Here is a 26,384-nt window from a genome sequence, read left to right as displayed (position 1 = left end):
GTCCAGCCGCGGGACTTCCGGGGGCACGCAGGCCGGCGGATTCCGGGCGTCACGGAGGGTGACGTCAAAGGCCTCCGGTGCCGGCCCGGATCGGTGTCCCGGCCGGCCCGGAGGCCTTTGCATGTCTGGTTAGCCCGGCGGAGGGCTGAGCCTCCGAGGCAGGTACGCCTAGACTGTCTGCCTGGCGGCACCCGGAGCGTTGCCGTAACGCTCCTCCTCGATCTCTTCCAGGCTCCGGCCGCGGGTATTCGGGGCCCAGAGGACGCCGATCACCATGGCTGCCACGAGGGCACCGATCATGATCATGCCCACGAACGGCACGCCCTGTTCCGCCAGCAGGGTGGGGAACCAGTAGCTGAGCACGCCGACGACGATGCGGGCCACGAAGAACAGCACGCCCTGGGCACTGGCACGCAGGCGGGTGGGGAACATTTCTGCGGCCCAGAGCGCGTAGAAGGCCTGGGCGCCGATGCCTGCGGAGATACCCCAGAGGGCTGCGAAGAGGATCAGGACCGGCATGGTGACGTGCGCGAAGACCAGCAGCAGCCAGGCAATGATGCCCAGCACGGCTCCGAAGCCGTAGAGCTTGCGGCGGTCAACCCGGTCGCCGTACTTCATGAAGCCGAAGTAGGTGGCTGCCACGGTGAGGGTCCATAGGAGCACCTGCAGCAGGTTCTGCTGGGTGGCGGATTCAACGCCGGCGGTCTCGTAGACGCGCGGCATGAAGATGCCCATCTGTCCGGCAACCAGGTTCCAGAGCGCATAGACGCCGGTCAGGAACAGCAGGGCCTTGAGGTTGGTGGCGTTGGTGAGCAGTTCGCGGTAGTTGCGGCGCTTGATTCCGCTGGCCTCGGCCGTGCGGCGCTCTTCGTCGGACTTCTTCCAGGTAACCGATTCCGAGAGGCCGCGGCGGATCCACCAGGTGACAAAAGCGACGACGAAGAGGTGCGCGAAGATGATGCGGCTGCCGGTCAGGCCCAGGGGCACCACGATCGTGGCGAACAGGAACACCAGTGCCGGGCCGAGCGACCAGGCCAGCTGGGCGGTGCCCACGTGCTTTGCGCGGTGTTCGGCCGGAGCTTCCTCGGCAATGTAGGTCCAGGCCACCGGCACACCGGCGCCGACGGCGATGCCGGTCAGGATGACGCCGGTGATAAGCATCCACGGAGCGACCGCGAAGATGACCAGCAGGGTGCCGAGCATGTAGAGGATCAGGTCATAGGTGTAGATGAACTTCCGGCCGTACCGGTCACCCAGCGGTCCGCCGATAAGGGCACCGATGGCTGCGCCGAACGCGTTGGCGCTCAGAGCCGCGACCAGCCCGACCAGCAGGTTGCTGAAACCGAAATACTCCTGCCAGAGGGACAGGCTGGTGGCCAGCGCGATGATCGAACCGGCCTCGATGTAGTTGGACATGGACACGGCGATGGTGGCTTTCCATCCGCCGAGCTTCGTGGTGCTCATGGCGAGCCTTTCTGCAACAGTGAAGAAGGTGCTGTGAAGCGGGCACGGGCGTGCCCCGGATAAAACGGGATCAGGAGAGGTGGAAGTACTGCGTCAGTGCCTGCGGCGAGCTGCCTTCCGTGAAGTACTGGGCCATTTCGGCCTGCCACCGGGTGTTGACCGGATGCGCGTCCATGAGCTTTTGGGTGGCTTCGGCATCATCTGCCTCAAAGTACCCAACAACCAGGCCGTCTTCCGGACGAAGGAACAGCGAGTAGTTCCTCCAGCCGGTCTCCCGCAGCGCATCCAGCATTTCCGGCCAGACCCGCTGGTGGACCTCGACGTACTCGGCCAGCCGCTCCGGGCGGATGTGCAGCAGGAAGCATCCGCGGGCGGCGGTAACCTCCGCAGGGAGCCGGACCAGTTCCTGCAGCTCGGCCGGGGCGGGGGAAGATCCCATGCATCACTCCTTTGTAATGTGGCGGGTCCTGGCGGACTTCGCACCTGTGGCGGCAGCACGGATGGCCATTCCGGGAGGATGGGCCGGCCGAGCTAATCCTGTGAGGGACCTCTCAGTCGCTGCCGGACTCATAGTACCCAAAAATTGAGACGTTTCAAGAAGCTATTACCGTCGCTGTCCCGATGATTACAGCTAGCACGTTTGACCTTCCCGGCATCGTCGGCATACTTTGGTGAAACGATTCAATGCGGTGCCCAGACTTACCCGGTGCCGCCCGCCGGCTACCACAGAGAAGTGACGCACATGCCTGAATTCGACGACATCGCCCCCCAGCTGGCCGCACAGGCCATCGAACTTCCATCCTGGGCCTTCGGCAACTCCGGAACCCGCTTCAAGGTCTTCTCCACTCCCGGAACTCCCCGGACGGTGCAGGAAAAGATCGCCGACGCCGCTCAGGTGCACCGCTTCACGGGCCTGGCACCCGCCGTCGCACTCCACATCCCGTGGGACAAGGTGGATGACTACGCCGCACTCGCCCGTTACGCGGCTGACCAGGGCGTGGCACTGGGCACGATCAACTCCAACACCTTCCAGGACGAGGAGTACAAGTTCGGCTCGCTCACCCACGCCGATCCGGGAGTGCGCCGCAAAGCGATCGACCACCACCTTGAGTGCCTGGAGATCATGAACGCCACCGGCTCGAAGGACCTGAAGATCTGGCTTGCGGACGGCACCAACTACGCCGGCCAGCAGGACATGCGCGGACGCCAGGACCGCCTGGCCGAGTCGCTGGCGGAAATCTACTCCAACCTCGGCGATGAACAGCGGATGGTGCTGGAGTACAAGTTCTTCGAACCGGCGTTCTACCACACCGATGTTCCGGACTGGGGCACCGCCTACACCCAGGTCGCCGCGCTCGGCGACAAGGCCAAGGTCTGCCTGGACACCGGGCACCACGCTCCGGGCACGAACATCGAGTTCATCGTCATGCAGCTGCTGCGCCTGGGCAAGCTGGGCTCCTTCGACTTCAACTCCCGCAACTACGCCGACGACGACCTGATCGTCGGCGCCGCAGACCCATTCCAGCTCTTCCGCATCATGGTCGAGGTAGTGCGCGGCGGCGGCCTCGACCCGGAAACCGGCGTGGCATTCATGCTTGACCAGTGCCACAACATCGAAGACAAGATTCCCGGCCAGATCCGCTCGGTGCTCAATGTCCAGGAAATGACCGCCCGTGCACTGCTGATCGACGGCGAAGCCCTCGCCGCAGCACAGGCTGCCGGGGACGTCCTCGGCGCCCACGAGGTGCTGATGGACGCGTTCTACACCGACGTCCGCCCGCAGCTGGCAGCCTGGCGCGAATCCCGCGGCCTGCCTGCCAATCCCATGGCCGCCTTCGCAGCGTCCGGGTACCAGCAGCGCATCGCTGAAGAGCGCGTCGGCGGCACCCAGGCTTCCTGGGGCTCCTAGACCGCCCGCGCTGCCCCCGCCCATTGATTCGACCACTCCACGAGGAGACCTTCGCATGAACGCCCCAGCCAGCACTCCGACGCAGCAGACCGCCGCGGCAGACCTTATCGCCCGCTCCAACCGGCTCGGTTCCGACCCCAAGAACACCAACTACGCCGGCGGCAATACCTCCGCCAAGGGCACGGCAGCGGACCCGGTGACCGGTGAGGACATCGAGCTGCTGTGGGTCAAGGGCTCCGGCGGCGACCTCGGGACCCTCACGGAGAAGGGCCTGGCCGTGCTGCACCTGGACCGGGTGCAGGCACTGAAGGGCGTCTACCGCGGCGTGGAGCATGAAGACGAAATGGTCGCGGCGTTCGACTACTGCCTGCACGGCAAGGGCGGCGCAGCGCCGTCGATCGACACCGCCATGCACGGCCTGGTCGATGCAGCCCACGTGGACCACCTGCACCCCGACTCCGGCATCGCCATCGCCACGGCAGCCGACGGCGAGGAACTCACCGCGAAGATCTTCGGCGACAAGGTGGTCTGGGTGCCCTGGCGCCGCCCCGGGTTCCAGCTGGGCCTGGATATCGCAGCAATCAAGGAAGCCAACCCCGGCGCCGTCGGCACCATCCTGGGCGGCCACGGCATCACCGCCTGGGGCGACACCAGCGACGAAGCCGAGGCCAACTCACGGTGGATCATTGACACTGCCGAGGCCTACATCGCCGAGCACTCCAAGGCAGAACCCTTCGGCCCGGCGCTGTCCGGTTATGAGGCGCTGCCCGAGGCCGAACGCCGTGCCAAGGCCGCAGCCCTGGCCCCGGTAATCCGCGGACTGGCATCGCACGACCGCCCCCAGGTGGGCCACTACATGGACGACCCGCGGGTGCTCGACTTCCTCGCTGCCGCCGAGCACCCCCGGCTTGCCGCACTGGGCACCTCCTGCCCCGACCACTTCCTGCGCACCAAGGTCAAGCCGCTGGTCCTGGATCTTCCGGCCGACGCACCCGTCGAAGACTGCATCGCCCGCCTGAAGGAGCTGCACGCGGACTACCGCGCCGACTACCAGGCCTACTACGAGCGCCACGCCGACGACGCGTCCCCGGCAATGCGCGGCGCCGACCCGGCGATCGTGCTGGTCCCCGGCGTCGGGATGTTCTCCTGGGGCAAGGACAAGCAGACCGCACGCGTGGCCGGCGAGTTCTACCTCAACGCCATCAACGTCATGCGCGGCGCCGAAGGCATCTCCAGCTACTCACCGATCGACGAGTCGGAGAAGTTCCGGATCGAATACTGGGCACTCGAGGAAGCCAAGCTGGCCCGGATGCCCAAGCCCCGCAGCCACGCCACCCGCATCGCACTGGTGACGGGCGCGGCGTCGGGCATCGGAAAGGCCATCGCCACCCGCCTCGCCGGCGAAGGCGCCTGCGTGGTCATCGCCGACCTGAACCTTGAAGCTGCCGAACAGGTTGCCGCCGAGCTGGGCGGCTCAGACGTCGCCATCGGCGTCCGCGCCGACGTGACCGACGCCGCCCAGGTTGCTGCCGCCATCGACGCCACCGTGCTGGCCTTCGGCGGAATCGACCTCGTGGTCAACAACGCCGGCCTGTCCATCTCCAAGCCACTGCTGGAAACCACCGAAAAGGACTGGGACCTGCAGCACGACGTGATGGCCAAGGGCTCCTTCCTGGTCGCCAAGGCCGCTGCCAAGGCCATGATCGACCAGGAAATGGGCGGGGATATCCTCTACATCTCCTCCAAGAACTCCGTCTTCGCCGGTCCGAACAACATCGCCTACTCCGCCGTCAAGGCCGACCAGGCCCACCAGGTGCGCCTGCTGGCCGCGGAACTGGGCGAACACGGCATCAAGGTCAACGGCATCAACCCCGACGGCGTGGTCCGCGGCTCCGGCATCTTCGCCGGCGGCTGGGGCGCCAAGCGGGCAGCGGTCTACGGCGTGCCCGAGGATGAACTGGGCAAGTTCTACGCCCAGCGCACCCTGCTCAAGCGCGAAGTGCTGCCGGAGAACGTGGCCAACGCAGCCGCAGTGCTGACCAGTTCCGACCTCTCCCACACCACCGGCCTGCACATTCCGGTCGACGCCGGCGTCGCAGCAGCGTTCCTGCGCTAAGCGGCACGGCAGAAAAGGACAGACCATGGAGCAAGCTGCATCCGTAGCCGCCGTCGACCTTGGGGCGACCAGCGGCCGCGTCATCCTCGGCGGCGTGTCCGACGGCCGGATCCGGATGCGGCATGTGGCCCGTTTCCCCAATCAGCCGGTCCGGCTGCATGAGGGCGACGGGCCCGGCCTGCACTGGAACATCACCGAGCTCTACCGGTCACTGACCGCCGGGCTGGCCCAGGCGTTCCGGGAGGAACCGGACGTCCGTTCCATCGGCGTCGATTCCTGGGCAGTGGATTACGGACTGCTGCGTGGAGGGAAGCTGCTCGGCCTGCCCTACCACTACCGGGATGACCGCACCGCAGGCGGTGTCCAGGCCGTGCATGCGGCCGTGCCCCCGGAAGAGCTCTACTCCCGCAGCGGACTGCAGCACCTGCCGTTCAACACAGTGTTCCAGCTGGCCGTGGACCGGCAGCGCGGTGACCTGTCAATCGCGCAACGGGCCCTGATGATCCCGGACCTCATTGCCTACTGGCTCACCGGCCGGCAGGTCACCGAGGAGACCAACGCCGCAACCACCGGTCTGCTCGATGCCCGGACCCGGCAGTGGGACACCGGACTGATGGACAGGCTCGGGCTCGCCGGAGACCTGTTCGCTCCGCTGATCGCCCCCGGCGAGCGGATCGGCGGCCTGCTGTCCGGTGTGGCCGAAGAACTCGGCGCCCCGGCCGGCCTGCCGGTCACGGCCGTCGGCTCCCACGACACCGCGTCCGCCGTCGTCGCCGTGCCTTTCGCCGATGAGAACGCAGCGTTCATCTCCTCCGGAACCTGGTCCCTGGTCGGATTGGAGCTGCCGGCTCCGGTGCTCACGCCCGAAAGCCACGCCGCCAACTTCACCAACGAAGGCGGCGTGGACGGGCGCATCCGTTACCTGAAGAACGTGTCCGGGCTGTGGCTGCTCTCCGAATCCATCCGCACCTGGGACGGGCCGGGTACCACCGATTCCCAGCGCACGAGCAACCTGGCGGAACTGATCAGCCAGGCTGCAGCCGTGACCTCCCCCGTGCCCGTGTTCGATGTGCAGGACGAACGGTTCACGGCACCGGGTGACATGCCCGCCCGGATCACCGCCTGGTGCGGGGAGCACGGGGTGCAGCCGCCGCGCGGGCGGGCCGAAATGGTCCGTTCGATTCTGGAGTCGCTGGCCGCCGCCTACGCGGATGTCATTGAACAGATGGAGCGGCTCACCGGGCGCAGCATCCGCACGGTGCACGTGGTGGGCGGCGGGTCGCAGAACACGCTGCTGTGCCAGCTCACCGCGGACCGGACCGGACGGACCGTCTTCGCGGGGCCGGTGGAGGCTACTGCGATCGGCAACGTGCTGGTCCAGGCACGCGCCGCGGGACTGGTTGCCGGAGGCCTGGAAGAAATGCGCCGCCTGGTGGCACGCACCTTTGAACCGATCCGCTACGAACCGCGGGTCCGCGCCGCCCTGTAACATCGGCCGGTGCTCCGGAGCCCAAAGGACATGCTGCTTACAATAAGAACCTGTCCCGCGGGCCCGGCCCGCCGGTGACGGTGCCAGGAGAAGTGGACCCCGTCCGGACGGAAGAGAAGAGAAATGGACAGATTCCCGGTCAGCATCAAAGACGTCGCCCGGGAAGCCAAGGTCTCGATTGGAACGGTTTCCAACGTGATCAACCGGCCCGAGGTCGTCTCCGAGGACCGCCGCCGCCGGGTCCTGAAGGTTATCGAGGACCTGGGATACGTCCGCAACGACGTCGCGCGCCAGCTCAAGGCCGGCCGCTCCAGGACCATAGGACTGGTGGTCCAGGACACCGGCAACCCCTTCTACAACGAGATCGCCCGGGGTGCAGAGGCTGCCGCTGATGCGCACGGCCAGGCCGTCATCGTCGGCAACTCAGGGCTTTCCCGCAGCCGGGAAGATGTCTACCTGGACCTGTTCGAGGAACAGCGGGTACGCGGAGTCCTCATCACTCCGCAGTCGGAGGACCGCAGCCGGATCGCCCGGCTCCGCTCCCGCGGCACCCCGGTGGTGCTCGTGGATGAGCAGGCGCCTGCGTCCCAGTACTGCTCCCTGGCCGTGGACGACGTCGAAGGCGGACGAATGGCCGTCGCGCACCTGCTGGACAGCGGGGCACGGAGAATCACCTTCGTGGGCGGGCCCGCGGGCCTGCACCAGGTCGCCGACCGCCAGGCCGGAGCCAGGGCAGCCGTGGAGGAAGTGCCGGGAGCTTCGCTGGACGTGGTCGGAACCACGGCGCTGACTGTGCTGGAGGGCAGGCGCGTGGGCGAGGAGCTGCTCCGCCGGCCGTCCGGCAAGCGGCCCGATGCCGTGTTCGCGGCCAATGACCTGCTTGCCATCGGACTGCTCCAGGCGTTCGTCTTCGACCACCGCATCCGGGTTCCGGAAGACATCGCCCTGGTCGGTTACGACGACATTGACTTCGCGCCGTCCGCGATCGTTCCGCTCTCCTCCATCCGGCAGCCGGCGCGGCTGATCGGACGCACAGCAGTGGAGCTGCTGGAGGACGAGCTGGCGGAAGACCACCGGCACCGCCATGTCACCTTCCAGCCGGAGCTGGTGGTGCGGGAGTCCACCGGCATGTCCTAGCGGCGCGGAGCGCCGGCATTCGAGGCGCGAAAAAGACTGTGCCCCGGCCTTTCGGGACGGAGCACAGACCTGGTGGAGATGGGGGGAATCGAACCCCCGTCCGACGCCGACGTGCCTGGGCTTCTCCGGGCGCAGCCTGCAGTGGATTTTCTCGGCCCCAGCCATCCCGCAGGCAGGCGGCTGATCCGGGCCCAGCCGTTCAAAAAGTCCCGGACACCTGAACGGCAGCAGTGTCCGGCAGTGGCTTCCTAAACGACGCCAGGATCCGGAACGGAAGCGTTTCCGGTCTGACGGACTCACTCTGGCCTAGGCGGCGAGAGCGAAGTCAGTGCGCATAGGTTTGGCACTTATTGGTTTACAGGGGGCGTTAGCGAGATAACCCTGCATCCTCGGCCCGCTTCCCCAAACGCGGCAAGCATCGTCGATACCGATCATCCCCATATTCAGTTGCACCCCTATTAACCCACCGGATCCCCAAAACATTCCAGAGCCTGCACCAAGATGGTTCCTATGCAGATCCTGGACCGCAGCCTGGCCGAACTCGCAGCCGATGCACGCCGCCTGGCAGCAGGACGCCGCCGGGTTCTCGGCATCACCGGCCCGCCCGGCGCCGGCAAGTCCACCCTCGCCGCAGCACTGGCGGCTGAGCTGGGACCGGAACTCGCCGTCGTGGTGCCCATGGACGGTTTCCACCTGGCCAACCGGGTGCTGGAAGCCATGGGCGCGCGGGACCGGAAGGGCGCGCCGGACACATTCGACGACGGAGGATACGCGGCGCTGCTGGGCCGGCTCCGGCGTCAGGCTGAGCCGGTGGTCTACGCCCCGGAGTTCCGCCGCGACCTGGAGGAGCCGGTCGGTTCTGCCGTGCCGGTCCGGCGGGAGGTGCCGCTGGTCATCACGGAGGGCAACTACCTGCTGCTGGAAACCGGGGCCTGGCCGCGGGTCCGGGAACAGCTCGACGCCGTCTGGTTCCTGGCGCTCGGGGACGCCGAACGCGTCCGGCGGCTCCAGGACCGGCACGCGGCCTTCGGCAAGAGCCCGGCCGATGCCCTGGCCTGGGCGCTGGGAAGCGACCAGGCCAACGCCGACCTGGTGGCGGCGCACGCTGCCCGCGCTGACACCGTCGTCCGCCTGCGCGATTAGCCGGCTCCCGGATTACCGTGTATGTCTCCGTCCGGAAGGCTGCTTTTGGATTAACGCTTCCGGAGGAGTTTGGTTGAACCCATGTCCGTGAACTTCCTCCGCCGCGTGGCGCAGCTGCTGGCCGGCCTTTTCTTCTACGGCTTCTCCATCGGCATGATGATCCGTGCCGGGCTGGGCGTCTCCCCGTGGGATGTACTGGGCCAGGGCACCAGCCTGCAGACCGGGATTCCGTTCGGGTTTGTGACCAACCTGATCGGACTCGTCGTGCTGCTGCTGTGGATTCCGCTGCGGCAGAAACCCGGCCCCGGCACGGTGCTGAACGTGCTGCTGGTGGGACCGAGCGCCGAAGTCGCCCTCGCCGTGCTGGCCACGCCAGGGAATGTTGTTGACCAGATAGTGCTCTTCGCTGCCGGGCTGGTTCTGCTGGCCGTTGCCACCGGCCTGTACATCGGCGCGCGAATGGGACCGGGCCCGCGGGACGGGCTGATGACCGGACTCCACGCCCGCTTCGGCTGGCCGATCTGGGCGGTGCGCACCGGCATTGAAGTCAGCGTCCTGGCCGTTGGCTGGGCACTGGGCGGCGCCGTCGGCCTGGGCACCGTGGCCTTCGCGCTGCTGATCGGACCCATGGTCAACCGCACCGTGCCGTTCTTCCATATTCCGGCGCGGGCAGCTGCCTGAGTTCCGCTAGCCGGGAACGACGACGGCGAGCGGCAGGCTTCCGCACGGACGCACGGCAGCCAGCCGGCCGGCATACTCCGGTCCGCGGAGTTCCATCCGCGCCGGATCCGGCGCCTGGCGCCAGTCTCCCACCAGCAGCCGTCCGGCCGCGAGCTGGGGATCAGCGGAGACCACCACCCTGCCTACCCGGTTCACCAGGGACGCCTCGGGATGCACACGCCGCAGGTCCGGCAGAAGCACTTCCTCCAGCGACTCAACGAAGACGTCGGCACCGACCACGCCCACCACGCCCCCGCCTACACGCACCGGGGAGGTAAGGGTCACCGTGTACTCGTCAGTGCAGATGAAGTCCACATACGGGCCGGTGACATGGCTGGCGCCGGTCTCCATGGGAACGGTGAACCATTCGCGCCGGGAATAGGCTTCCCCCATGCTTTCCACCGAGGACAGCATCTGGACTTCCTTGCTACGGCCCTGCCACCACGCCATATGCCAGGGCGCGTCGCTCAGCGCATTGTGCGCGGCAACGAAGCCGCCGCCCGCCAGCGGATAGTCGGAGTGGGCCAGCAGGGCTGTAGTCAGCGGTTCGACGGCGGCATCCACCTCCCGGCGCGAAGGCCGCGCCTCCTGATCCCCGAAGAGGGCCTCCAGGACGGGTTTCCAGTCCTGCAGGATCCCGAGCAGCTGCCGGAAGAACAGACCGAGGTCGTCCGGTGGTGCCGGCGCTGGGGGTGACGTATCACTGCGGGAAATGCTCATGCTTTCCTCCTGGCGGGTGCGGGTGGTCTCTCCGCCGTAGTGAGGGCGGCGGAGGAGTGAAGTCGGGTATGTTCATCGATCAGCCAGGCAACGGAAGCCTGGACGTACTGCCGGACGAGGGACCGGGCGGCGGACGCATCCGCAGCAGCCACGGCCGCGCAGATCCCCCGGCAGAGGTCCACCATGGCCGAGTCGAAAGCCGGATCCGCGTGGGCCAGGCCCAGCAGGGAACCGTAGTCGGTGTGCAGCTTCACGTATTCACGCGTCAGCCGGGCTGACTGGCTGAGCGCTGCAAGTTCAAGCAGGAAATCGCCGACGGCGCGGTTGCCGGCACCGGCGGGGGCGTCCAGCAGGTGGGCCAGTGCCTGCGCATCTTCCGGATCTGCGGCGTCGGCGGCCAGTTCGGCAGCGGTGGCTGCGATCGCAGCGTAGTGAATGGCCAGGTCACGCAGCTCCACCCGGCTCATGCCGGTAAGCCGGCGGCGTACCAGCACCGACCGGTCCCCGGAGGGCAGCGTAATAAATGTGCCGCCTTCGCGTCCGCGGCGCGTTTCCACCAGCCCGCGCGAGCGCAGTCCCGCGAGCGCTTCACGGGCGGTAACCGTGGCGACGCCCATCGAGGCGGCCATTTCCATTTCGGTGGGCAGCCGGTCCCCGTCTGCCAGTGCGCCCGCTGAAATCCCCTGAACGATGCGTTCTTCGACGCGGCTGGCCTTGCCGGCATCTCCAAGGGGAGCAAAGACAGCGGTGAGGAGGCGTTTCTGCGGAGCGGTGTTCTGGGGCATGTTCACGATCTTTCCAGCTTGGCGGCCCGGACGGCGCCGGCAGGCCGGGCCGCGCATCCGTAACAAGAAATTTACCTGACGTGACGTGAATTACATATAACATCTGGTTTCATAGCTTTACTACCTGACGCGCTTCGGCGCTTCCAGCTGAAGTGAAAGGATCCACCGTGCGAGCCAGCACAGCATCTCTCTCCCCTGCCTCCGAGGAACAGGCGCCCTCCGGCAACGCCATCAGCCTCTCCTCCGTGACCAAGAGCTTCGGCGATTTCACCGCGGTGAAGAACCTGGACCTGGACATCCGCTCCGGCGAATTCTTCTCGCTGCTGGGCCCCTCGGGTTCCGGCAAGACCACGGTGCTGCGCATGGTTGCCGGTTTCGAACCCGTCACCAGCGGCACCATCAGCCTGCACGGCACCGATGTCACGGGCAAGGCTCCGTTTGAACGCAACGTCAACACGGTCTTCCAGGACTACGCCCTCTTCCCCCACCTGACGGTGGCGCAGAACGTGGGCTACGGCCTGAAACTGCGCAAGACCCCCAAGGCTGAACGTGAGCGCCGGGTTGCCGAAGCCCTGAAAATGGTCCGCCTGCCGCAGGTCGCCGGCCGGCTGCCTTCACAGCTCTCCGGCGGGCAGCGCCAGCGCATCGCACTGGCCCGGGCACTGATCCTGCGCCCCCAGGTGCTGCTGCTGGACGAACCGCTCGGCGCCCTGGACAAGCAGCTGCGCGAACAGATGCAGATTGAACTGAAGCAGATCCAGCGCGAAGTCGGCATCACCTTCATCTTTGTCACGCATGACCAGGAGGAGGCGCTCACCCTCTCGGACCGGATCGCCGTGTTCAACGACGGCGGAATTGAACAGGTGGGCACACCCGAAGACCTCTACGAGCGGCCCGCAACGCGCTTTGTGGCCACCTTCCTGGGCAGCACCAACCTCGTTGAGGGCGAACTCGCCCGCCAGCTCACCGGCGCCGACGGGCTGGTCAGTATCCGCCCGGAACGCATCCACCTCGCGGCGCCCGGAAGCCCTGCCCCGGAAGGGTTCTCTGCCGTGCCGGCCACCATCGAGGAGATCGTCTACACCGGCCCCACCACCCGCTATGTCGCCGCCACGGCAACCGGGGACCGGCTGATTGTGCAGGAACAGAACGATTCCCGCGCCACCGCCGCCTCCCGGGGCGACGCCGTCGAACTCCAGTGGCCCTCCCGCTTCAACTTCCGCGTCTCCTAATTCTCCAGCTTCACCTCACCGGCCGGTTACCGGCCTGCTCCACCTGCTCCGCACCCACTATGAAAGGTTCTCCCATGAAGATCACCAAGGCGCTGCCGCTGGCAGCCCTCGCCTCGCTCTCGCTGGTCCTGGCCGGCTGCGGCGGCGGTGCAGCCTCCGATTCATCCTCCACCGGCATCCAGGTCCCCGACCTGCCCATGGCGTCCGAAGTTGGCGAAAGCGAAGGCCAGGTCAACATCATTGCCTGGGCAGGTTTCGTCGAAGACGGCTCCACGAACCCCGACGCTGACTGGGTCTCCGCGTTCGAGGAAGAAACCAAATGCCAGGTGAACCGCAAGGTCGGCGCTACCTCGGACGAGATGGTCCAGCTGATGCGCAGCGGCGAGTACGACCTCGTATCCGCCTCCGGCGACGCGTCGCTGCGCCTGATCGCCGGCGGCGACGTGGCTCCGATCAACACCGAGCTGATTCCCAACTTCGGCAACATCGTGGACGGCCTCAAGGGCCAGGTATACGACACGCTGAACGGCAAGAGCTACGGCGTTCCGATCGGCCGCGGCGCCAACGTCCTGATGTACAACACGGACCACGTCGCTGAGGCCCCGGATTCCTGGGCACCGCTGTGGGAAGAGGACACCGACTACGCCGGCAAGACCATGGCCTACGACTCCCCCATCTACATCGCCGACGCCGCCGTGTACCTGATGGCCACGCAGCCGGACCTGGGCATCACAAACCCGTACGCCCTCGACGAAGAGCAGCTCGCTGCCGCCGTTGAGCTGCTCAAGACCCAGAACGGCCTGGTGGGCGAGTACTGGAACGATGCCCTGAAGGCCGTCAGCTCCATCTCCTCCGGCACCGCCCACATGGGCACCGGCTGGCAGGTCATCGTGAACCTGGCTCAGGGCGACGGCGGCAAGGTTGAGTCCGTGCTGCCCAAGGAAGGTGCCACCGGCTGGTCCGACACCTGGATGATCGCTGCCGAGGCCAAGAACCCGAACTGCGCCTACAAGTGGATGGACTACGCCTCCTCCGCCGAGGTCAACGCCCAGATTTCGCAGAACTTCGGCATGGCCCCGGCCAACGCCCTGGCCTGCGAAGGCTCCGAAGCCAATGCAGCGCACTGCGAGACCTTCCACGCCACTGACGAGGACTACTACAAGCAGGTCTGGATGTGGACCACTCCGGTTGAGCAGTGCGTCGACGGCCGCACGGACGTGACCTGCACCAACTACCAGGACTGGACCAAGGCCTGGACCGAGATCAAGGGCTAGCCAGGCCCTGCAGTGACCGCTGGTGGGCGGCGGATTGAACGGCCTCCGCCCACCAGTACCGACCCTCCCCGCTGCACAGAGCGGCGGCATGTCCCACAGGCCCGGCCCAAGAGGAGAATCGGCGGAACCCGCCGGAAAGCGCCATGGCAGTAATCCAAGAAACCCCGTCCCCGCCCGCCCCCGGTGCGTCCCCGGAACAGCCCCGGAACAGCCTGGGCGACCGGCTCTCCCGAATGCTCTATGCCCGGCCGAAGGCCCGGCTGACCGGCCTGCTCCTGCTTCCGCTGGGCTGGCTCGGCGTGCTGTATATCGGCTCCCTGATCCTGTTGTTCATCACGGCGTTCTGGACCACGGACAGCTTCACCTCGAAGGTCATTCCGGCGTTCACGCTGGAAAACTTCATCGAGATCATCACGGTTCCGGCCTACCAGCAGACCGCCCTGCGGACCATCGGAATTGCGCTGGCCGTCACCGTGCTGTGCGCTGCACTCGCGCTGCCGCTGGGACTCTACATGGCAAAGGTCGCCTCCCCGAAGATGCGTGCCGCCCTGGCCATCGGCATCACGCTGCCGCTCTGGGCCGGGTACCTGGTGAAGGTCTTCTCCTGGCGGATCACGTTCTCTTCCGGCGGGCCGCTGGACTGGCTGCTGGCACCGCTGGGCATGACCGGCCCGGGCTACGGCACCGCCGCGCTGATCATTACGCTGGCCTACCTGTGGTTCCCCTACATGGCAGTGCCGGTCTACAACGCGTTCCGGCAGATCCCCGACAGCCTCTTCGACGCCTCCTCCGACCTGGGCGCCAAGGCCTGGTCCACGGTCTGGACGGTTGCGGTTCCGCTGCTGAAGCCGGCCTTCGTGGCCGGATCCATCTTCACCTTCTCGCTGAGCCTGGGAGACTACATCGCAGCCCAGTTCGTTGGCGGCAAGACCCAGGTGATCGGCACCGTCATCGCCTCGAACATCAACCTCAATCCGCCGCTCGCCGCAGCCTTCGGCACCGTGCCGATCATCGTCGTCGTGCTTTACCTGTTCCTGGCCCGCAAGTCCGGCGCCCTGAAGCAACTGTAGGAGAGACCCATGAGGCTATCGGCTTCCGCCAAAATCACCCTCCGGGTCTTCGCCGGCCTGGTAATGGCCGCGATCTACCTGCCGCTGCTGCTGGTGATCGCCAACTCGTTCAACGCCACCACCTCCGGTGCGTTCCCGATTCAGGAGTTCACCACCCGCTGGTGGGTGGCAGCCTGGCACAACGAGGGCGTGCGCGAAGCGCTCTGGACGTCACTCAAGGTGGCTTCCGTCGCTACCGTGATCGCCCTGCTGCTGGGTTCCATGGTGGCCTTCGCCCTGTCCCGCTACGACTTCTTCGGCAAGAACACCATCAACCTGCTGGTGGTGCTGCCCATCGCCCTGCCCGGCATCGTCACCGGCGTCGCCCTGAACAACACGTTCAAGACCGTGCTGGAGCCGCTGGGCATCGGTCTGGGGCTTTTCTCCGTGATCGTCGGCCACGCGACGTTCTGCATCGTCATGGTTTTCAACAACGTCCAGGCCCGCCTGGGCCGCATGAACCGCGGCCTCGAGGAAGCGGCCATGGACATGGGCGCGAACGTGGTCAAGACGTTCTTCGGCGTCACGTTCCCGGGATTCCGCTCGGCCTTCGTCGCCGGCGGGCTGCTCGCCTTTGCGCTGAGCTTCGACGAGGTGGTGGTCACCACCTTCACCGCTCCCCCGGGCACCGAAACGCTGCCGATCTGGATCTTCAACAACATGGCACGGCCCAACCAGGCGCCGGTGGTCAACGTGATTGCCGCCGTCCTGATCGTGGCCTCCATGATCCCGGTCTACCTGTCCCAGCGGCTCACCGGCGACGACAAGAAATAGGCGCTAGCGGGTGGCGGCGCACTCCGGGAGCAGCTCCGCCATCCGCTCATCGCTCAGCCGCGACAGGGCAGTGAGCAGCCTGGTGATCCGCTCCCGCTCCGCCTTGGTGAACCGGCTCGAATCCAGGATGTCGCTCACCCACAGTCCGTCCATGGCCAGGCGGATCACGACGCCGATGATTCCGGCGGGGTCCCGCGGGCTCAGGTTCGCCTCGTCCAGCCGGCGGTTCAGGTACAGCAGCGACTCGGCAAGGTTGGGGCGGCTGATGGCGGTTTCCAGGAGGGCGGCCTGGTCCATGGAACTGTTGGCCCGGACGTCGGAGAAGGCTTTGATGTAAGCCCGCTCCTGGGCTCCCACCGGATCCGGGTCCGCATCGGCCAGGTCTCCCAGCCGGTGCACCAGCTGCACGATCATGTCCTCGACGTCCTGCTCAATCTCGGTAATGGACGCTCCAGCGGCGAACATTGCGCTCTCTTTTCTTTTTCCTGCTGCTCGTGTCTTCCGGCGGGGAATCCGCCGGGATGAACCGGCCAGTCTAGCCCGTTTCCCGGGGTTTCTCAGCTTTGCGGCTGTTCCGGGGGTAGGGTGTGCGCATGCCAGTCGAGGTCCGCCCTGCCACTGTGTTCGAGGACACCGCCGCCGTCCTGGGTCCCGGGCACCCGGAATCCAATGCCTGCTGGTGCCTGAGCTACCGGCTGCTGTCCTCGAAGGAGAACCAGTCGCTGCAGCGGACCGCACGGGGAGAGAAGATGCGGGGGCTGCTGGGCGAAGAGCCGCCTCCCGGTGTCCTGGCGTACGACGACGGCGTCCCGGCAGGGTGGGCGGCGATCCATCCGCGGGCGGATACCTCGTTTGCGAAGAACCGGAAGATACCCACCCTCGATGACGTGCCGGTGTGGTCCCTGTGGTGTGTCCGGGTCCGTCCCGGCCACCGCGGGAAGGGAATCTCCCATGCTCTGGTGGCCGGCGCCGTCGACTTCGCCCGCACACACGGGGCACCCGCCGTCGAGGCTTATCCGGTGGACAACCAGGGTGCGAAGGTGGATCTAACGATGGCGTACGTCGGCACCCGCAGCCTCTTCGAAGCCGCGGGCTTCACCAAGGCCGCGGATACCGGGTCTGTGCTCAACGGGTTTCCGAGGGTCCTGATGCGGCTGGCGCTGTAGGGGCCAGGCAACTGGCCGCTGACGGCACAAGGCCCCGCCGCGGGGACCGGCGGGGCCTTGCCTGGAGGACCGGCAGGAAGTCCGTGGGGGAACGGGTGGTTCCTGCCGGCCGTATTCTGGTTCGCCGCCTTTGACCTGGCGGCGGGGGGTTAGTCCACGGACACGATCCGCTTGTCCTGCACCCGCAGCCGCTCGCCAAGGAAGCCGCCAACAGCAGTGACCAGGGCAATGATGACCAGGATGAGCGCTCCTCCCCAGGACTGGTTGCCGGAGAATGCGAGCATCGCGGTGGCCAGCAGCGGCATGAAACCGCTGGTGGCACCGGCGATGTTGTAGCCAAGGGCAACGCCGGAGTAGCGCAGCTTCGGCGGGAACAGTTCGGTGAGCAGCGCGCCGTTGACGGCGTAGGCCACGGCAATGAGCACAATGCCGAGGGTGATGGCCAGCGTGATCATGAGCGTGGACTTGGTGTCCACCATGGCGAAGATCGGGAATGCTGCGGCCGCGGTGAGGATGCCGCCCCACATGGTGACCTTGCCCGGGCCGATCTTTTCGGCCAGCCGGCCCATCGCAATGGTGACGAAGATCTGGGCAACGGCCGCAATCAGCGTGGCGTTGACCATGACCTGCCGGTCCACGCCGAGGGTGTTGGACCCGTAGCTGACAATGAAGGTGGTGATCATGTAGAAACCGCCCACGCCCAGCAGTGCGGCCATCACGGCAACGGCCAGGCGTCCGCCGGCGTTGCGGAAGACATCCAGGGCCGGAACCTTGGAGGTTTCCTCCTGTGCCAGGAGGTCCTTGAAGATGGGGGATTCTTCAACCTTGATGCGGATCCACAGCGCGATGAGCAGCAGCGGGAAGGCCATCAGGAACGGGATTCGCCAGCCCCACGCGTCAAAGGTCTCCGACGGGAAGAGCAGCACCAGGGAGAAGGCTGCGGAGGAGAGCAGGGTACCTACCGGCGAACCGACCTGCACCAGGGCCGCGAACCGGCCGCGCTTCTCCACCGGCGCGTGCTCGATGGCCATGGTGACGGCGCCGCCCCATTCGCCGCCGACGGCGAGGCCCTGGACCAGGCGCAGGACAGCCAGGAGGATCGGCGCGGCGAGTCCAATGGAACCGAAGTCCGGCAGCAGGCCAATCAGCCCGGTGGCGATGCCGATCATGACGATGGTTGCCAGCAGCGCCGGGCGGCGGCCGAACTTGTCACCGATGTAGCCGAAGAGGATGGCACCAATGGGGCGGGCAGCGAAGCCAACGCCGAAGGTGGCGAAGGAGGCCAGCAGCGCCGCCGTGGGGTCCATGGTGGTGAAGTACAGGCGGTTGAACACCAGCGCTGCTGCTGTGCCGAAGAGGTAGTAGTCGTACCATTCCAGGGCGGTGCCTACGAACGAAGCGCGGGCGATCGTCCCGGCATCCTTCCCGGAGATGGTCGCGGGTGCGCCGCGCTCCCCCGCCTTGCTGCTTGTTTGTGTCACGAGTGGTGCCCTTTCAGGGTGGCCGATGCCGCAGTGGACTGGCATCGCTGGCCGGTGTGGGAGGTATCTTCTGAAGCGTAGTCAGGCGGCAATTGACCAAACAATGACAAATTTCACCCACCTTTCACCCAAAAATTGGGCGTTTAGACAGGCTGGCTGAATCCAGGGATTGAACTCAGGGCGATGAGGGCCCGCGCGGCCTGGGCCGGAACAGCCAGATCCAGCCCTATGACCTGCTGCAGGGAGTGCAGCCGGTTCACAACGGTGTTGCGGTGGCAGTACAGCTCCTCAGCCGTTTCCTTGATGGACCCCGTCCGGGCGTAGCTTTCCGCAACCTGGAGGAGGCGCTGGCGTTCATGGTCCGTGCAGCTGCCCAGCGAATCCCGGACAGTGGTGCAGAATCCCGGCAGGGTCTGCTCCATGAGTTCCGCTGAAATCCGCATCCAGGCCTCGTCCACGGTCTGCAGGCCGGATGCGCCGCTGCGCGCGAGCACCAGGGCCGGCGAAGCGGCACCGGGCACGGCGGCAAGCCCGCCGATATCCGGGACGTAGCCCGCCGAAAAGGAGGGAGCTTCCTCCTGCCAGGTAGCGCCGCGGCGCTGAAGCCGGAAGACATAGAGCACCCCGGCACGCTCATACGAATGCACCCTCCGCTCGTTCAGGAAGGCCCGCTGCGCCTCCGCAACGGCATCTCCTGTCACAGCAAGCAGCTCGAAAGTATCCGAGCCCTTCACACCAAGTCCGGCGGCAATGTCCTCAACATCTCCAGCCGACTTGGGTTCGCCCGAGAACAGCCGGGTGATCAGTCTCTGCCGGTACAGCTGCTTGTCCCGGGCCAGCAAAGCCTCCGCTTCCACAAAGGACTGCTGGATGCTGGAAACGTATCCCTCCACCACGTCCATCACCCGATCCATGTTGGCGACCAGGACGTTCACTCCGTCACCGTGCGCCACCCGCTCCAGTCCCTTCCACAGAACCCGGAAGTCGTTGCGCACAGCTTCCAGGAACGAGTGCAGCGGCACACCCTGGGACGCCCGCCGGATGGCAACAGCCCGCGGCAGGTTCCGGAGGTCCTCCGGGAGGTCCAGTCCGGCCATCTGGTAGAGGAACATGTCCATCGTGTCCACGGCGGTCTGGTAGACGTCCGCGGGCGGAACCTGGGCGTCGTCGTAGGAAATCCCCTCGAAGCGGGACAGGAAGTCGGTCACCAGGGTGTCCCGCTGGGTCCACAGCCGCTGGATCAGGTCCTCCCACTGCTGCCCGTCCGTCCGTGCCACGGGAAAGGCACGCGTTGAAGAGCTGAATCCTGGTCCGGGTATTTCGGTCATATCCGCCACTTTATGGATCTGCATAATTGAGCAGCGAATTATGGCGGCTAATGTCCATTGAGTGAGACATTTAGCCATAGTTGAATGGCTGTAAACGCCCAGCAGGCTGCTTACTTCCGGTCCGCTGCGGGAGGACCGACCTGCTAGGAACCAATGCTCGCCGACTTGATGATCACCAACGCCCGCATCCTCACGCAGGATCCCGGCCACCCCTGCGCGCACACCCTGGTAGTCCATGGCGGACGGATCCTCGCAGTGGATCCGGAAGGTGATATCCCGGTACGGGAAGTCATCGACGCCGGCGGGCTCACGGTAGTTCCCGGCTTCAATGACGTGCACGCCCACAGCGTGTGGTTTGGCCTGGGCCTGATGGAAACCGCCCTGGGCGCTGCCCGTTCCGCCGAGGACGTCTACACCGCCATAGCCGCCGCTGCTGCTGGACAGGGACCGGAGGACTGGATCGTAGCCTCCGGTTTCAGCCCCTTGCTGCTCACCGGTCCCGATCCCGACCGGGACCTGCTGGACGAGGCCGCCGGCGGCCGTCCGGTCTGGATCAAGCACTCCTCCGGCCATGCCTGCACGGTCAACGGGGCGGCCCTTGAACTCATCGGCCGTTCAGCGGATTTGGACGCGGAGGTGAGCGGCGGCGTCGTAGTCCGCAGCGCTGACGGCCGGCCCACCGGCCTGCTTGAAGAGAACGCCATGCGCTTGGTCCAGGACCTCATGCTTCCCTATCCGCTGGCAACCATCGAGCGGGCCCTGGCCCTGGCCACCGAGCACTACCTGACCGAGGGGATCACCAGTGTCACGGACGCCGGGATTGCCGGCGGCTGGATAGGACACTCGCCGCAGGAGTTCGCCGCGTACCAGTCGGCCCACCGAAAAGGGCTGCTGAAAGTCCGGATGCAGCCCATGCTGGTACTGGATGCCCTCCGGCCGCTGGACGGACATGCGGAAGACCCGGTGAGCCTGGGCCTCGACGCCGGAATCCACTCCGGCCTTGGCAACGAATGGCTGCGCCTTGGCCCGGTGAAGATCTTCAGTGACGGATCACTCCTGGGCAGCACCGCGTACATGTCGGAGGACTATGCCGGCTGCACGCACAATCACGGCTACCTGCAGATGGACGCGGAGCAGCTGCGGTCCTCTGCGCTGGCGGCCTACCGGGCGGGATGGCCAATCGCCATGCACGCAATCGGCGATGCAGCGGTTGAGCACGCCATCCGCATCATCACTGAGGCCCAGCAGATCTACGGAGCCAACTGCTTCCCCAACCGCATCGAGCACGGCGGCGTCGTGCAGCCGGAGCAGCTGGACCGTATTGCGGAAGCAGGCATTGTCCTGGTGCCCCAGCCGCACTTCATCACCGAGTTCGGTGACGGCATGGCGGAACTGCTCGGTCCGGAGCGGACGGAACTCTCCTACCCCGCGGCCAGCCTCCTTTCCCGCGGTGCAGTGCTTCCCGGCAGCTCGGACCGACCTGTGTCCAACGGGCGGCCGCTGGACGTGATGCAGTCCTTCGTGGAACGGCTGACCCCCTCCGGCGCGGTGTACTCCCCGGCGGAACGCATCACTGCCGAACAGGCGCTCGCCGCGTACACCACCGGCTCGGCCGCAGCCACCGGAACGGAAACGGAGAAGGGACGCCTGTCCCCGGGCCTGCTCGCCGATCTCGTCTTCCTGGACCAGGACCCCACTGCCGTTGCTGCCTCCCGCATCGGTGCCACCACGGTCCTGGGCACCATGGTGGGCGGGGACCTGCGTTACCGGCACCCCGATTTCAATCCCTCCTCCAGCACAAAGGAAACCCTATGAGCACCACCAACCCCGGATTCCTGGCCGATTTCGCGGTTATGTCCACCCACGGGGCCACTCCCGGCGGCGGCGTGGACCGGCAGGCCGGCACTCCGCAGGACCACGCCACCCGCGCCTGGTTTAGCGGATGGCTCGCAGAGCACGGACTCACCGAAGCTGTGGATACGGCAGGAAACCAGTTTGGGCTGGCCGAACTGGTTCCCGGCGCACCCTGGGTTCTGCTCGGGTCGCACCTGGATTCCCAGCCGCTGGCCGGACGGTACGACGGCGCGTACGGGGTCCTGGCCGCCGCGCACGCGGTGGTCCGGGCAGCCGGTGAAGCGGCGGCCGGGAAGCTGGTGCCGGTCTTCAACCTGGCAGTGGTCAACTGGTTCAACGAGGAGGGAAGCCGCTTTACGCCCAGCATGATGGGCAGCGGCGTCTTTACCGGCAAACTGCCGCTTGAGACCGCTTTGGAAACCCGGGACCTGGCCGGAAACACTGTGGCCGCAGCGCTGCAGGACGGCAAACCCGCGCCGGGCGTTCCCCCGCGGCTGGACAGCATTGCCCGGTACGCCGAAATCCACATTGAGCAGGGCAGGACCCTGGAAGAGACGGGCACCCAGGTGGGCATCGTGGACCGGACCTGGGCGGCCGCCAAGTACCAGGTGCAGGTCGACGGAGACCAGTCCCACACCGGGTCCACCCGCATGCCGGACCGCCGCGACGCGCTCTACGGTGCCGCGCTGGTCATCGCCGCGGCCCGGGAGCTTACGGAGGAATTCGAACCCGGAGCCCTGCACAGCTCCGTGTCCCAGCTGCAGGTCCTGCCCAACTCCCCGGTGACCATTGCCCGCCAGGTGGTCATGAACCTGGATCTGCGTTCACCGGATGAAGCCGTGCTGGCCCAAGCCATGGAACTGCTGGGCAAGCGCATCGCCGAGGCTGAATCCCGCTCCCGCACGGAGGTCTCCCTGGCCCTGACACACCAGTGGGGCCTAAACCCGTACCAGCCTGCCGGCGTAAAGCTTGGCCGGGCGGCGGCCGAGGCACTGGGCTTCAGCCACAGGGACATCATGACCGTAGCCGGGCACGACTCCACCAACATGAAGGACCACGTCCCCACGGTGATGCTCTTCGTGCCCAGCGTGGAGGGGATCTCCCACAACGAAGCAGAGTTCACCCGGGACGAGGACGCCGTCCGCGGCGTGGAACTGCTCACCGAGGTGGCACGCCGGCTGGTGCGCGGGGATTCAGTGGAGGAGTAGATGCTGCCGATTCAACGCCCGCTGCCGGCGGCGTAGACTCGCAGGCACCGCCAGCGAGAGGAAGCCAGCCATGAGCGATCCGCACCAGCCCGCGTGGTGGACCCGCGCCGTCGTCTATCAGATCTATCCGCGCAGTTTCGCGGACGGATCAGGCGACGGAATCGGAGACCTCAAAGGCATCCTCGCCCATCTGGACTATCTGCAGGACCTTGGGGTGGACGTCGTCTGGCTCTCCCCCGTCCACGAGTCGCCGCAGCGGGACAACGGTTATGACATTTCGAACTACCGGCGGATCGACCGGCTGTTCGGCACCGAAGAGGACTTCGACGAACTGCTGGGGCAGATGCATGTCCGGGGCATAAAACTCGTGATGGACCTGGTGGTCAACCACACTTCCAGTGAACATCCGGTGTTCCAGGAAGCCCGGAAATCGCGGGACAACCCGTACCGGGACTACTTCTGGTGGCGGGATGCCCGGCCCGGCTTCGAGCCCGGGGAGCCGGGCGCGGAACCGAACAACTGGGGCTCCCACTTCGGTGGACCGGCCTGGACCTTCGAACCGGAGACCGGCCAGTACTACCTGCACCTCTTCACGCCGCACCAGCCGGACCTGAACTGGGAGAACCCCAAGGTCCGGCACGAGGTGTACGAGACGATGCGCTGGTGGCTGGACCGCGGCGTGGACGGCTTCCGGATGGACGTCATCAACTTCATCTCCAAGGACCTCGCCCTGCCGGACGGCCTGGTGGGGCCGGGCAGTATCTGGGGTGACGGTTCCCCGCACTTCACCAACGGCCCGCGGATCCATGAGTTCCTGCAGGAGATGCGCCGCGAGGTGTTCGGAGGGCGCGACGGCGAGTTCATAACAGTGGGCGAGACGCCCGGAGCCACGGTGGACCAGGCCCTGCTCTACACCGACCCGTACCGGGCGGAACTGGACATGGTGTTCCAGTTCGAGCATGTCAGCCTGGACCAGATCGGCGGACGGAAATGGGACTACCGGCCGCTGAGCCTGCCGGACCTGAAAACATCCTGGAACCGCTGGCAGCGCGGCCTCGCGGACCGCGGCTGGAACAGCCTTTACCTCAGCAACCATGACCAGCCCAGGCACCTGTCCCGTTTTGGGGACGACGGCGCATTCCGCTACGAATCGGCCACCCTCTGGGCCACTCTGCTGCACCTGCAGCGCGGCACCCCGTACGTGTACCAGGGCGAGGAAATCGGGATGACCAACGCCGGGTTCACCTCGATTGACCAGTACCGGGATGTTGAATCGCTGAACTTCTACGCCGAATCCACGGCGCAGGGCACACCGCCGGAGGAGGCACTGGAGGCACTGCGCGCCATGAGCCGGGACAACCCCCGGACGCCCATGCAGTGGACCTCCGGACCCAATGCCGGGTTCACCGCCGGCCGGCCGTGGATCGACGTTAATCCGAACCACCTGCAGATCAACACCGAGACCGACCGCGCCGCGGAGAAATCCGTCTTCCGGTACTACCAGGACCTCATCCGGCTGCGGCACACCCACGAGGTGGTGGCACTCGGCGACTTCCATCTGGAGGCCCCGGAAGATCCGCGCCTGTTCGCGTACCGGCGCAGGCTCGAAGAGACTTCATGGCTGGTCCTCGCCAACGTTTCCGGGGAGGACCTGGAGGTTCCGCTGGGACTGGCCGTCGACGGACCGCTGGTTCTGGGCAACTATGCCGGGGCAGGCAGCACCGGGCGGCTGCGCCCGTGGGAGGTGCGGGTCCTGGACGTTTCTGCAACCCAGAGCTGGGTTGGCTAGGCTCGAACAACAGCCGCAGTGAAAGGAGGCTCCATGCCGAACTCCACCGTCCCCACCGTCACCCTCCGCAACGGACTGGAACTGCCCGCAATCGGAATGGGCACGTGGCCCATGGACGATGCGCAGGCAGCCGACGCCGTTGCCGCCGCTGTCGACGCCGGTTACCGGCTCTTCGACACGGCAGAGAACTACGGCAACGAAGCGGGCGTCGGCGAAGGCATCCGGCGCAGCGGAATCGCCCGCAGCGAGGTGGTCATCACCACCAAGTTCAACAAGCAGTGGCACAGCCGCGACGGCGTCCGCCGCGCCTTCTCCGCGTCAGCGCAGAAACTCGGCACTGAGTACATCGACCTGCTCCTGGTGCACTGGCCCAATCCGGACCAGGACCGGTACGTGGACGCAGTCCTGGGTCTGGCGGACCTGCTCGAGGAAGGCCTGATCCGCGGGATCGGCGTCTCCAACTTCAAGCCCGCCCACCTGCAGCGCCTGGCCGAAGCCGGTGTCATTCCGGACCTGAACCAGATCCAGGTGGATCCCCGGCACATCCGCGAAGCGTCCCGCCAGGCAAACAACAGGCTCGGCATCGTCACCGAGTCATGGAGCCCGCTCGGACGGGACGGCGGGCTGCTGGAGGACACTGCGGTCACCGCCCTGGCCGCCAAGTACGGCAAGACCCCGGGACAGATCGTGCTGCGCTGGCACGTCCAGCAGGGCCTGGTTCCCATCCCAAAGGCGTCCTCCGCAAAGCACCTGGCCGAAAACCTGGCGGTCTTCGATTTCGCTTTGGAAGAAACGGAAATCGCGGACCTTTCGGCGCTGGACACCGGAGAAGCCGGAATTCTGGACTCCGACAGCTTCGGCCACTGATCCCGCCGCCCGCCGCCGCGCTTTCCGGCGGCGGGCGGATAGGTTAGCGTCGGGACATGTCCCGCAGCCCCCTGATCCGCACCCTGACCGCCCGCTCCCCCCGGATTAGCCGCCCGCGCCGGGCCGCCGCCGTCGTGCTGGGTCTGTTCCTGGCCTTCGCCGGAACCAGCCACCTCACCTTTGCCCGCGACGAGTTCCAGGCCCAGGTGCCTGAGTGGGTTCCAATGGACAAGGACATGGTGGTGCTGCTGTCCGGCATCGCGGAGATTGGGCTGGGCTCCGCCCTGGCCCTGCTGCCCAGCCGAAGGGTTCCGGTGGGACTGGCCGCAGCCGCGTTCTTCATCGCGATCTTCCCGGGCAACATTTCCCAGTACGTCACCCAGACGGACGGCTTTGGCCTGGATACCGACCAGAAACGGTTCATCCGCCTGTTTTTCCAGCCGCTGCTGGTCATTTGGGCGCTGTGGTCCACCGGTGCCTGGCAGGCGCTGCGGAACCTCCGCCGCCGCTGAACCCGGCTGCGCGTAATCCGCGCCACAGCACGGCGTGGCCAACACCACGGCAATAAATCCCCGCATTGTGAGCCATGTTATGCAATCAGGTGTGCCGGGGAGCCTAGCCTTAATGAAGGCACAGCGGCGCGGGCATTCCGGCCTGCGTGCTGGTCCCATCCCCGTTCTGGAAAGGAGGACATACCTATGTTCCAGACCCGGACAAGCCAACGGACTTCAAACCGGACAACCGCGCTCCTCGCAGGGATTGCGGTCGCTTCAGCCCTCGTGGCCGGAGGAGTATCCGCCGTAGAAATGGGCTTTGATA

23 protein-coding genes and 1 other RNA gene are annotated in these 26,384 nt (G+C 66.4%); 16 read left to right on the top strand and 8 right to left on the bottom strand.

All coding sequences use genetic code 11. The features are described 5' to 3' along the window. Positions 1-168: 168 nt before the first annotated feature. Both NGB94_RS07940 and NGB94_RS07935 read right to left on the bottom strand, forming a co-directional pair. Positions 169-1,464 carry an MFS transporter gene (locus NGB94_RS07940; protein ID WP_325790080.1) on the bottom strand — a complete coding sequence of 432 codons (1,296 nt, stop codon included), beginning with the start codon at positions 1,462-1,464 and terminating at the stop codon, positions 169-171. Between the two features lie 70 nt (positions 1,465-1,534). After that, positions 1,535-1,903, bottom strand: coding sequence for an L-rhamnose mutarotase (locus tag NGB94_RS07935; protein ID WP_325790079.1), 369 nt, complete (start codon positions 1,901-1,903; stop codon positions 1,535-1,537). Positions 1,904-2,206: 303 nt separating this feature from the next. Between NGB94_RS07935 and rhaI the strand changes: the two genes are divergently transcribed. The 4 genes from rhaI to NGB94_RS07915 all read left to right on the top strand — a co-directional run bounded on the left by rhaI (position 2,207) and on the right by NGB94_RS07915 (position 8,115). Further along, positions 2,207-3,373 carry an L-rhamnose isomerase gene (gene rhaI, locus NGB94_RS07930; RefSeq protein WP_325790078.1) on the top strand — a complete coding sequence of 389 codons (1,167 nt, stop codon included), beginning with the start codon at positions 2,207-2,209 and terminating at the stop codon, positions 3,371-3,373. 55 nt (positions 3,374-3,428) lie between these two features. Beyond that, entirely contained in the window at positions 3,429-5,489 is a 2,061-nt protein-coding gene (locus tag NGB94_RS07925) for a bifunctional aldolase/short-chain dehydrogenase (RefSeq protein ID WP_325790077.1), read from the top strand. A gap of 25 nt (positions 5,490-5,514) precedes the next feature. Next, entirely contained in the window at positions 5,515-6,978 is a 1,464-nt protein-coding gene (locus tag NGB94_RS07920; protein WP_325790076.1) for a rhamnulokinase family protein, read from the top strand. Positions 6,979-7,101: 123 nt separating this feature from the next. Continuing rightward, entirely contained in the window at positions 7,102-8,115 is a 1,014-nt protein-coding gene (locus NGB94_RS07915; RefSeq protein WP_325790075.1) for a LacI family DNA-binding transcriptional regulator, read from the top strand. 70 nt (positions 8,116-8,185) lie between these two features. Here NGB94_RS07915 and ssrA read toward each other — a convergent pair. Further along, positions 8,186-8,554: a transfer-messenger RNA gene (gene ssrA / locus NGB94_RS07910) on the bottom strand. Between the two features lie 62 nt (positions 8,555-8,616). Between ssrA and NGB94_RS07905 the strand changes: the two genes are divergently transcribed. Together NGB94_RS07905 and NGB94_RS07900 are read left to right on the top strand one after the other, a co-directional pair. Further along, the gene (locus NGB94_RS07905; RefSeq protein WP_325790074.1) at positions 8,617-9,258 is read left to right on the top strand and encodes a nucleoside/nucleotide kinase family protein; all 642 of its coding nucleotides are present in this window, start codon (positions 8,617-8,619) and stop codon (positions 9,256-9,258) included. Between the two features lie 81 nt (positions 9,259-9,339). Further along, a complete protein-coding gene (locus tag NGB94_RS07900) occupies positions 9,340-9,939 on the top strand; it encodes a hypothetical protein (RefSeq protein WP_325790073.1) in 600 nt (199 codons plus the stop codon). A 6-nt stretch (positions 9,940-9,945) separates the two neighbouring features. Here the strand turns inward: NGB94_RS07900 and NGB94_RS07895 are convergent, their stop codons facing one another. Next, on the bottom strand, positions 9,946-10,698 hold the full coding sequence (locus tag NGB94_RS07895; RefSeq protein WP_325790072.1) for a hypothetical protein: 753 nt from the start codon (positions 10,696-10,698) through the stop codon (positions 9,946-9,948). Then, entirely contained in the window at positions 10,695-11,483 is a 789-nt protein-coding gene (locus NGB94_RS07890) for a winged helix-turn-helix domain-containing protein (protein ID WP_325790071.1), read from the bottom strand. The genes NGB94_RS07895 and NGB94_RS07890 overlap by 4 nt, the downstream gene beginning before the upstream one ends. Before the next feature lie 167 nt (positions 11,484-11,650). On the opposite strand from NGB94_RS07890, the gene NGB94_RS07885 reads away from it, so the two are divergent. The 4 genes from NGB94_RS07885 to NGB94_RS07870 all read left to right on the top strand — a co-directional run bounded on the left by NGB94_RS07885 (position 11,651) and on the right by NGB94_RS07870 (position 15,872). Beyond that, the gene (locus tag NGB94_RS07885) at positions 11,651-12,715 is read left to right on the top strand and encodes an ABC transporter ATP-binding protein (RefSeq protein WP_325790070.1); all 1,065 of its coding nucleotides are present in this window, start codon (positions 11,651-11,653) and stop codon (positions 12,713-12,715) included. A gap of 74 nt (positions 12,716-12,789) precedes the next feature. Continuing rightward, complete coding sequence (locus tag NGB94_RS07880) at positions 12,790-13,989, top strand: extracellular solute-binding protein (RefSeq protein WP_325790069.1); 1,200 nt, start codon at positions 12,790-12,792, stop codon at positions 13,987-13,989. 143 nt (positions 13,990-14,132) lie between these two features. After that, entirely contained in the window at positions 14,133-15,059 is a 927-nt protein-coding gene (locus NGB94_RS07875; RefSeq protein ID WP_325790068.1) for an ABC transporter permease, read from the top strand. Between the two features lie 9 nt (positions 15,060-15,068). Next, positions 15,069-15,872, top strand: coding sequence for an ABC transporter permease (locus NGB94_RS07870; RefSeq protein ID WP_325790067.1), 804 nt, complete (start codon positions 15,069-15,071; stop codon positions 15,870-15,872). Positions 15,873-15,875: 3 nt separating this feature from the next. Here NGB94_RS07870 and NGB94_RS07865 read toward each other — a convergent pair whose 3' ends face one another. Then, positions 15,876-16,337 (bottom strand): TetR family transcriptional regulator, encoded by a 462-nt coding sequence (locus NGB94_RS07865; protein WP_325790066.1) that lies wholly within the window; start codon positions 16,335-16,337, stop codon positions 15,876-15,878. Positions 16,338-16,465: 128 nt separating this feature from the next. Between NGB94_RS07865 and NGB94_RS07860 the strand changes: the two genes are divergently transcribed. After that, positions 16,466-17,038 carry a GNAT family N-acetyltransferase gene (locus NGB94_RS07860; protein WP_325790065.1) on the top strand — a complete coding sequence of 191 codons (573 nt, stop codon included), beginning with the start codon at positions 16,466-16,468 and terminating at the stop codon, positions 17,036-17,038. A gap of 149 nt (positions 17,039-17,187) precedes the next feature. Here the strand turns inward: NGB94_RS07860 and NGB94_RS07855 are convergent, their stop codons facing one another. After that, positions 17,188-18,519 carry an MFS transporter gene (locus NGB94_RS07855; RefSeq protein WP_325790064.1) on the bottom strand — a complete coding sequence of 444 codons (1,332 nt, stop codon included), beginning with the start codon at positions 18,517-18,519 and terminating at the stop codon, positions 17,188-17,190. A gap of 143 nt (positions 18,520-18,662) precedes the next feature. Beyond that, entirely contained in the window at positions 18,663-19,847 is a 1,185-nt protein-coding gene (locus tag NGB94_RS07850) for a helix-turn-helix domain-containing protein (RefSeq protein WP_325790063.1), read from the bottom strand. A 153-nt stretch (positions 19,848-20,000) separates the two neighbouring features. Here NGB94_RS07850 and NGB94_RS07845 point away from each other — a divergent pair, with 153 nt between their 5' ends. The 5 genes from NGB94_RS07845 (at position 20,001) to NGB94_RS07825 (ending at position 26,077) form a co-directional block, all read left to right on the top strand. After that, the gene (locus NGB94_RS07845) at positions 20,001-21,662 is read left to right on the top strand and encodes an amidohydrolase (protein ID WP_325790062.1); all 1,662 of its coding nucleotides are present in this window, start codon (positions 20,001-20,003) and stop codon (positions 21,660-21,662) included. Beyond that, positions 21,659-22,909: a M20 family metallo-hydrolase gene (locus NGB94_RS07840; protein WP_325790061.1), complete on the top strand. Its 1,251-nt coding sequence runs from the start codon at positions 21,659-21,661 to the stop codon at positions 22,907-22,909. Before NGB94_RS07845 ends, NGB94_RS07840 begins: the two co-directional genes overlap by 4 nt. A 70-nt stretch (positions 22,910-22,979) precedes the next feature. Then, the gene (locus NGB94_RS07835; protein ID WP_325790060.1) at positions 22,980-24,698 is read left to right on the top strand and encodes an alpha-glucosidase; all 1,719 of its coding nucleotides are present in this window, start codon (positions 22,980-22,982) and stop codon (positions 24,696-24,698) included. A gap of 33 nt (positions 24,699-24,731) precedes the next feature. Continuing rightward, positions 24,732-25,565 carry an aldo/keto reductase gene (locus tag NGB94_RS07830; RefSeq protein ID WP_325790059.1) on the top strand — a complete coding sequence of 278 codons (834 nt, stop codon included), beginning with the start codon at positions 24,732-24,734 and terminating at the stop codon, positions 25,563-25,565. Between the two features lie 56 nt (positions 25,566-25,621). Next, entirely contained in the window at positions 25,622-26,077 is a 456-nt protein-coding gene (locus NGB94_RS07825) for a hypothetical protein (protein WP_325790058.1), read from the top strand. Positions 26,078-26,384 lie beyond the last annotated feature (307 nt).

Origin of the sequence: Arthrobacter koreensis, assembly GCF_035792275.1 — a bacterium.
Lineage (GTDB): Bacteria > Actinomycetota > Actinomycetes > Actinomycetales > Micrococcaceae > Arthrobacter_B > Arthrobacter_B koreensis_A.
Note: the sequence above shows the minus strand (reverse complement) of the source record. Positions and strands in the feature narration are given on the sequence as shown.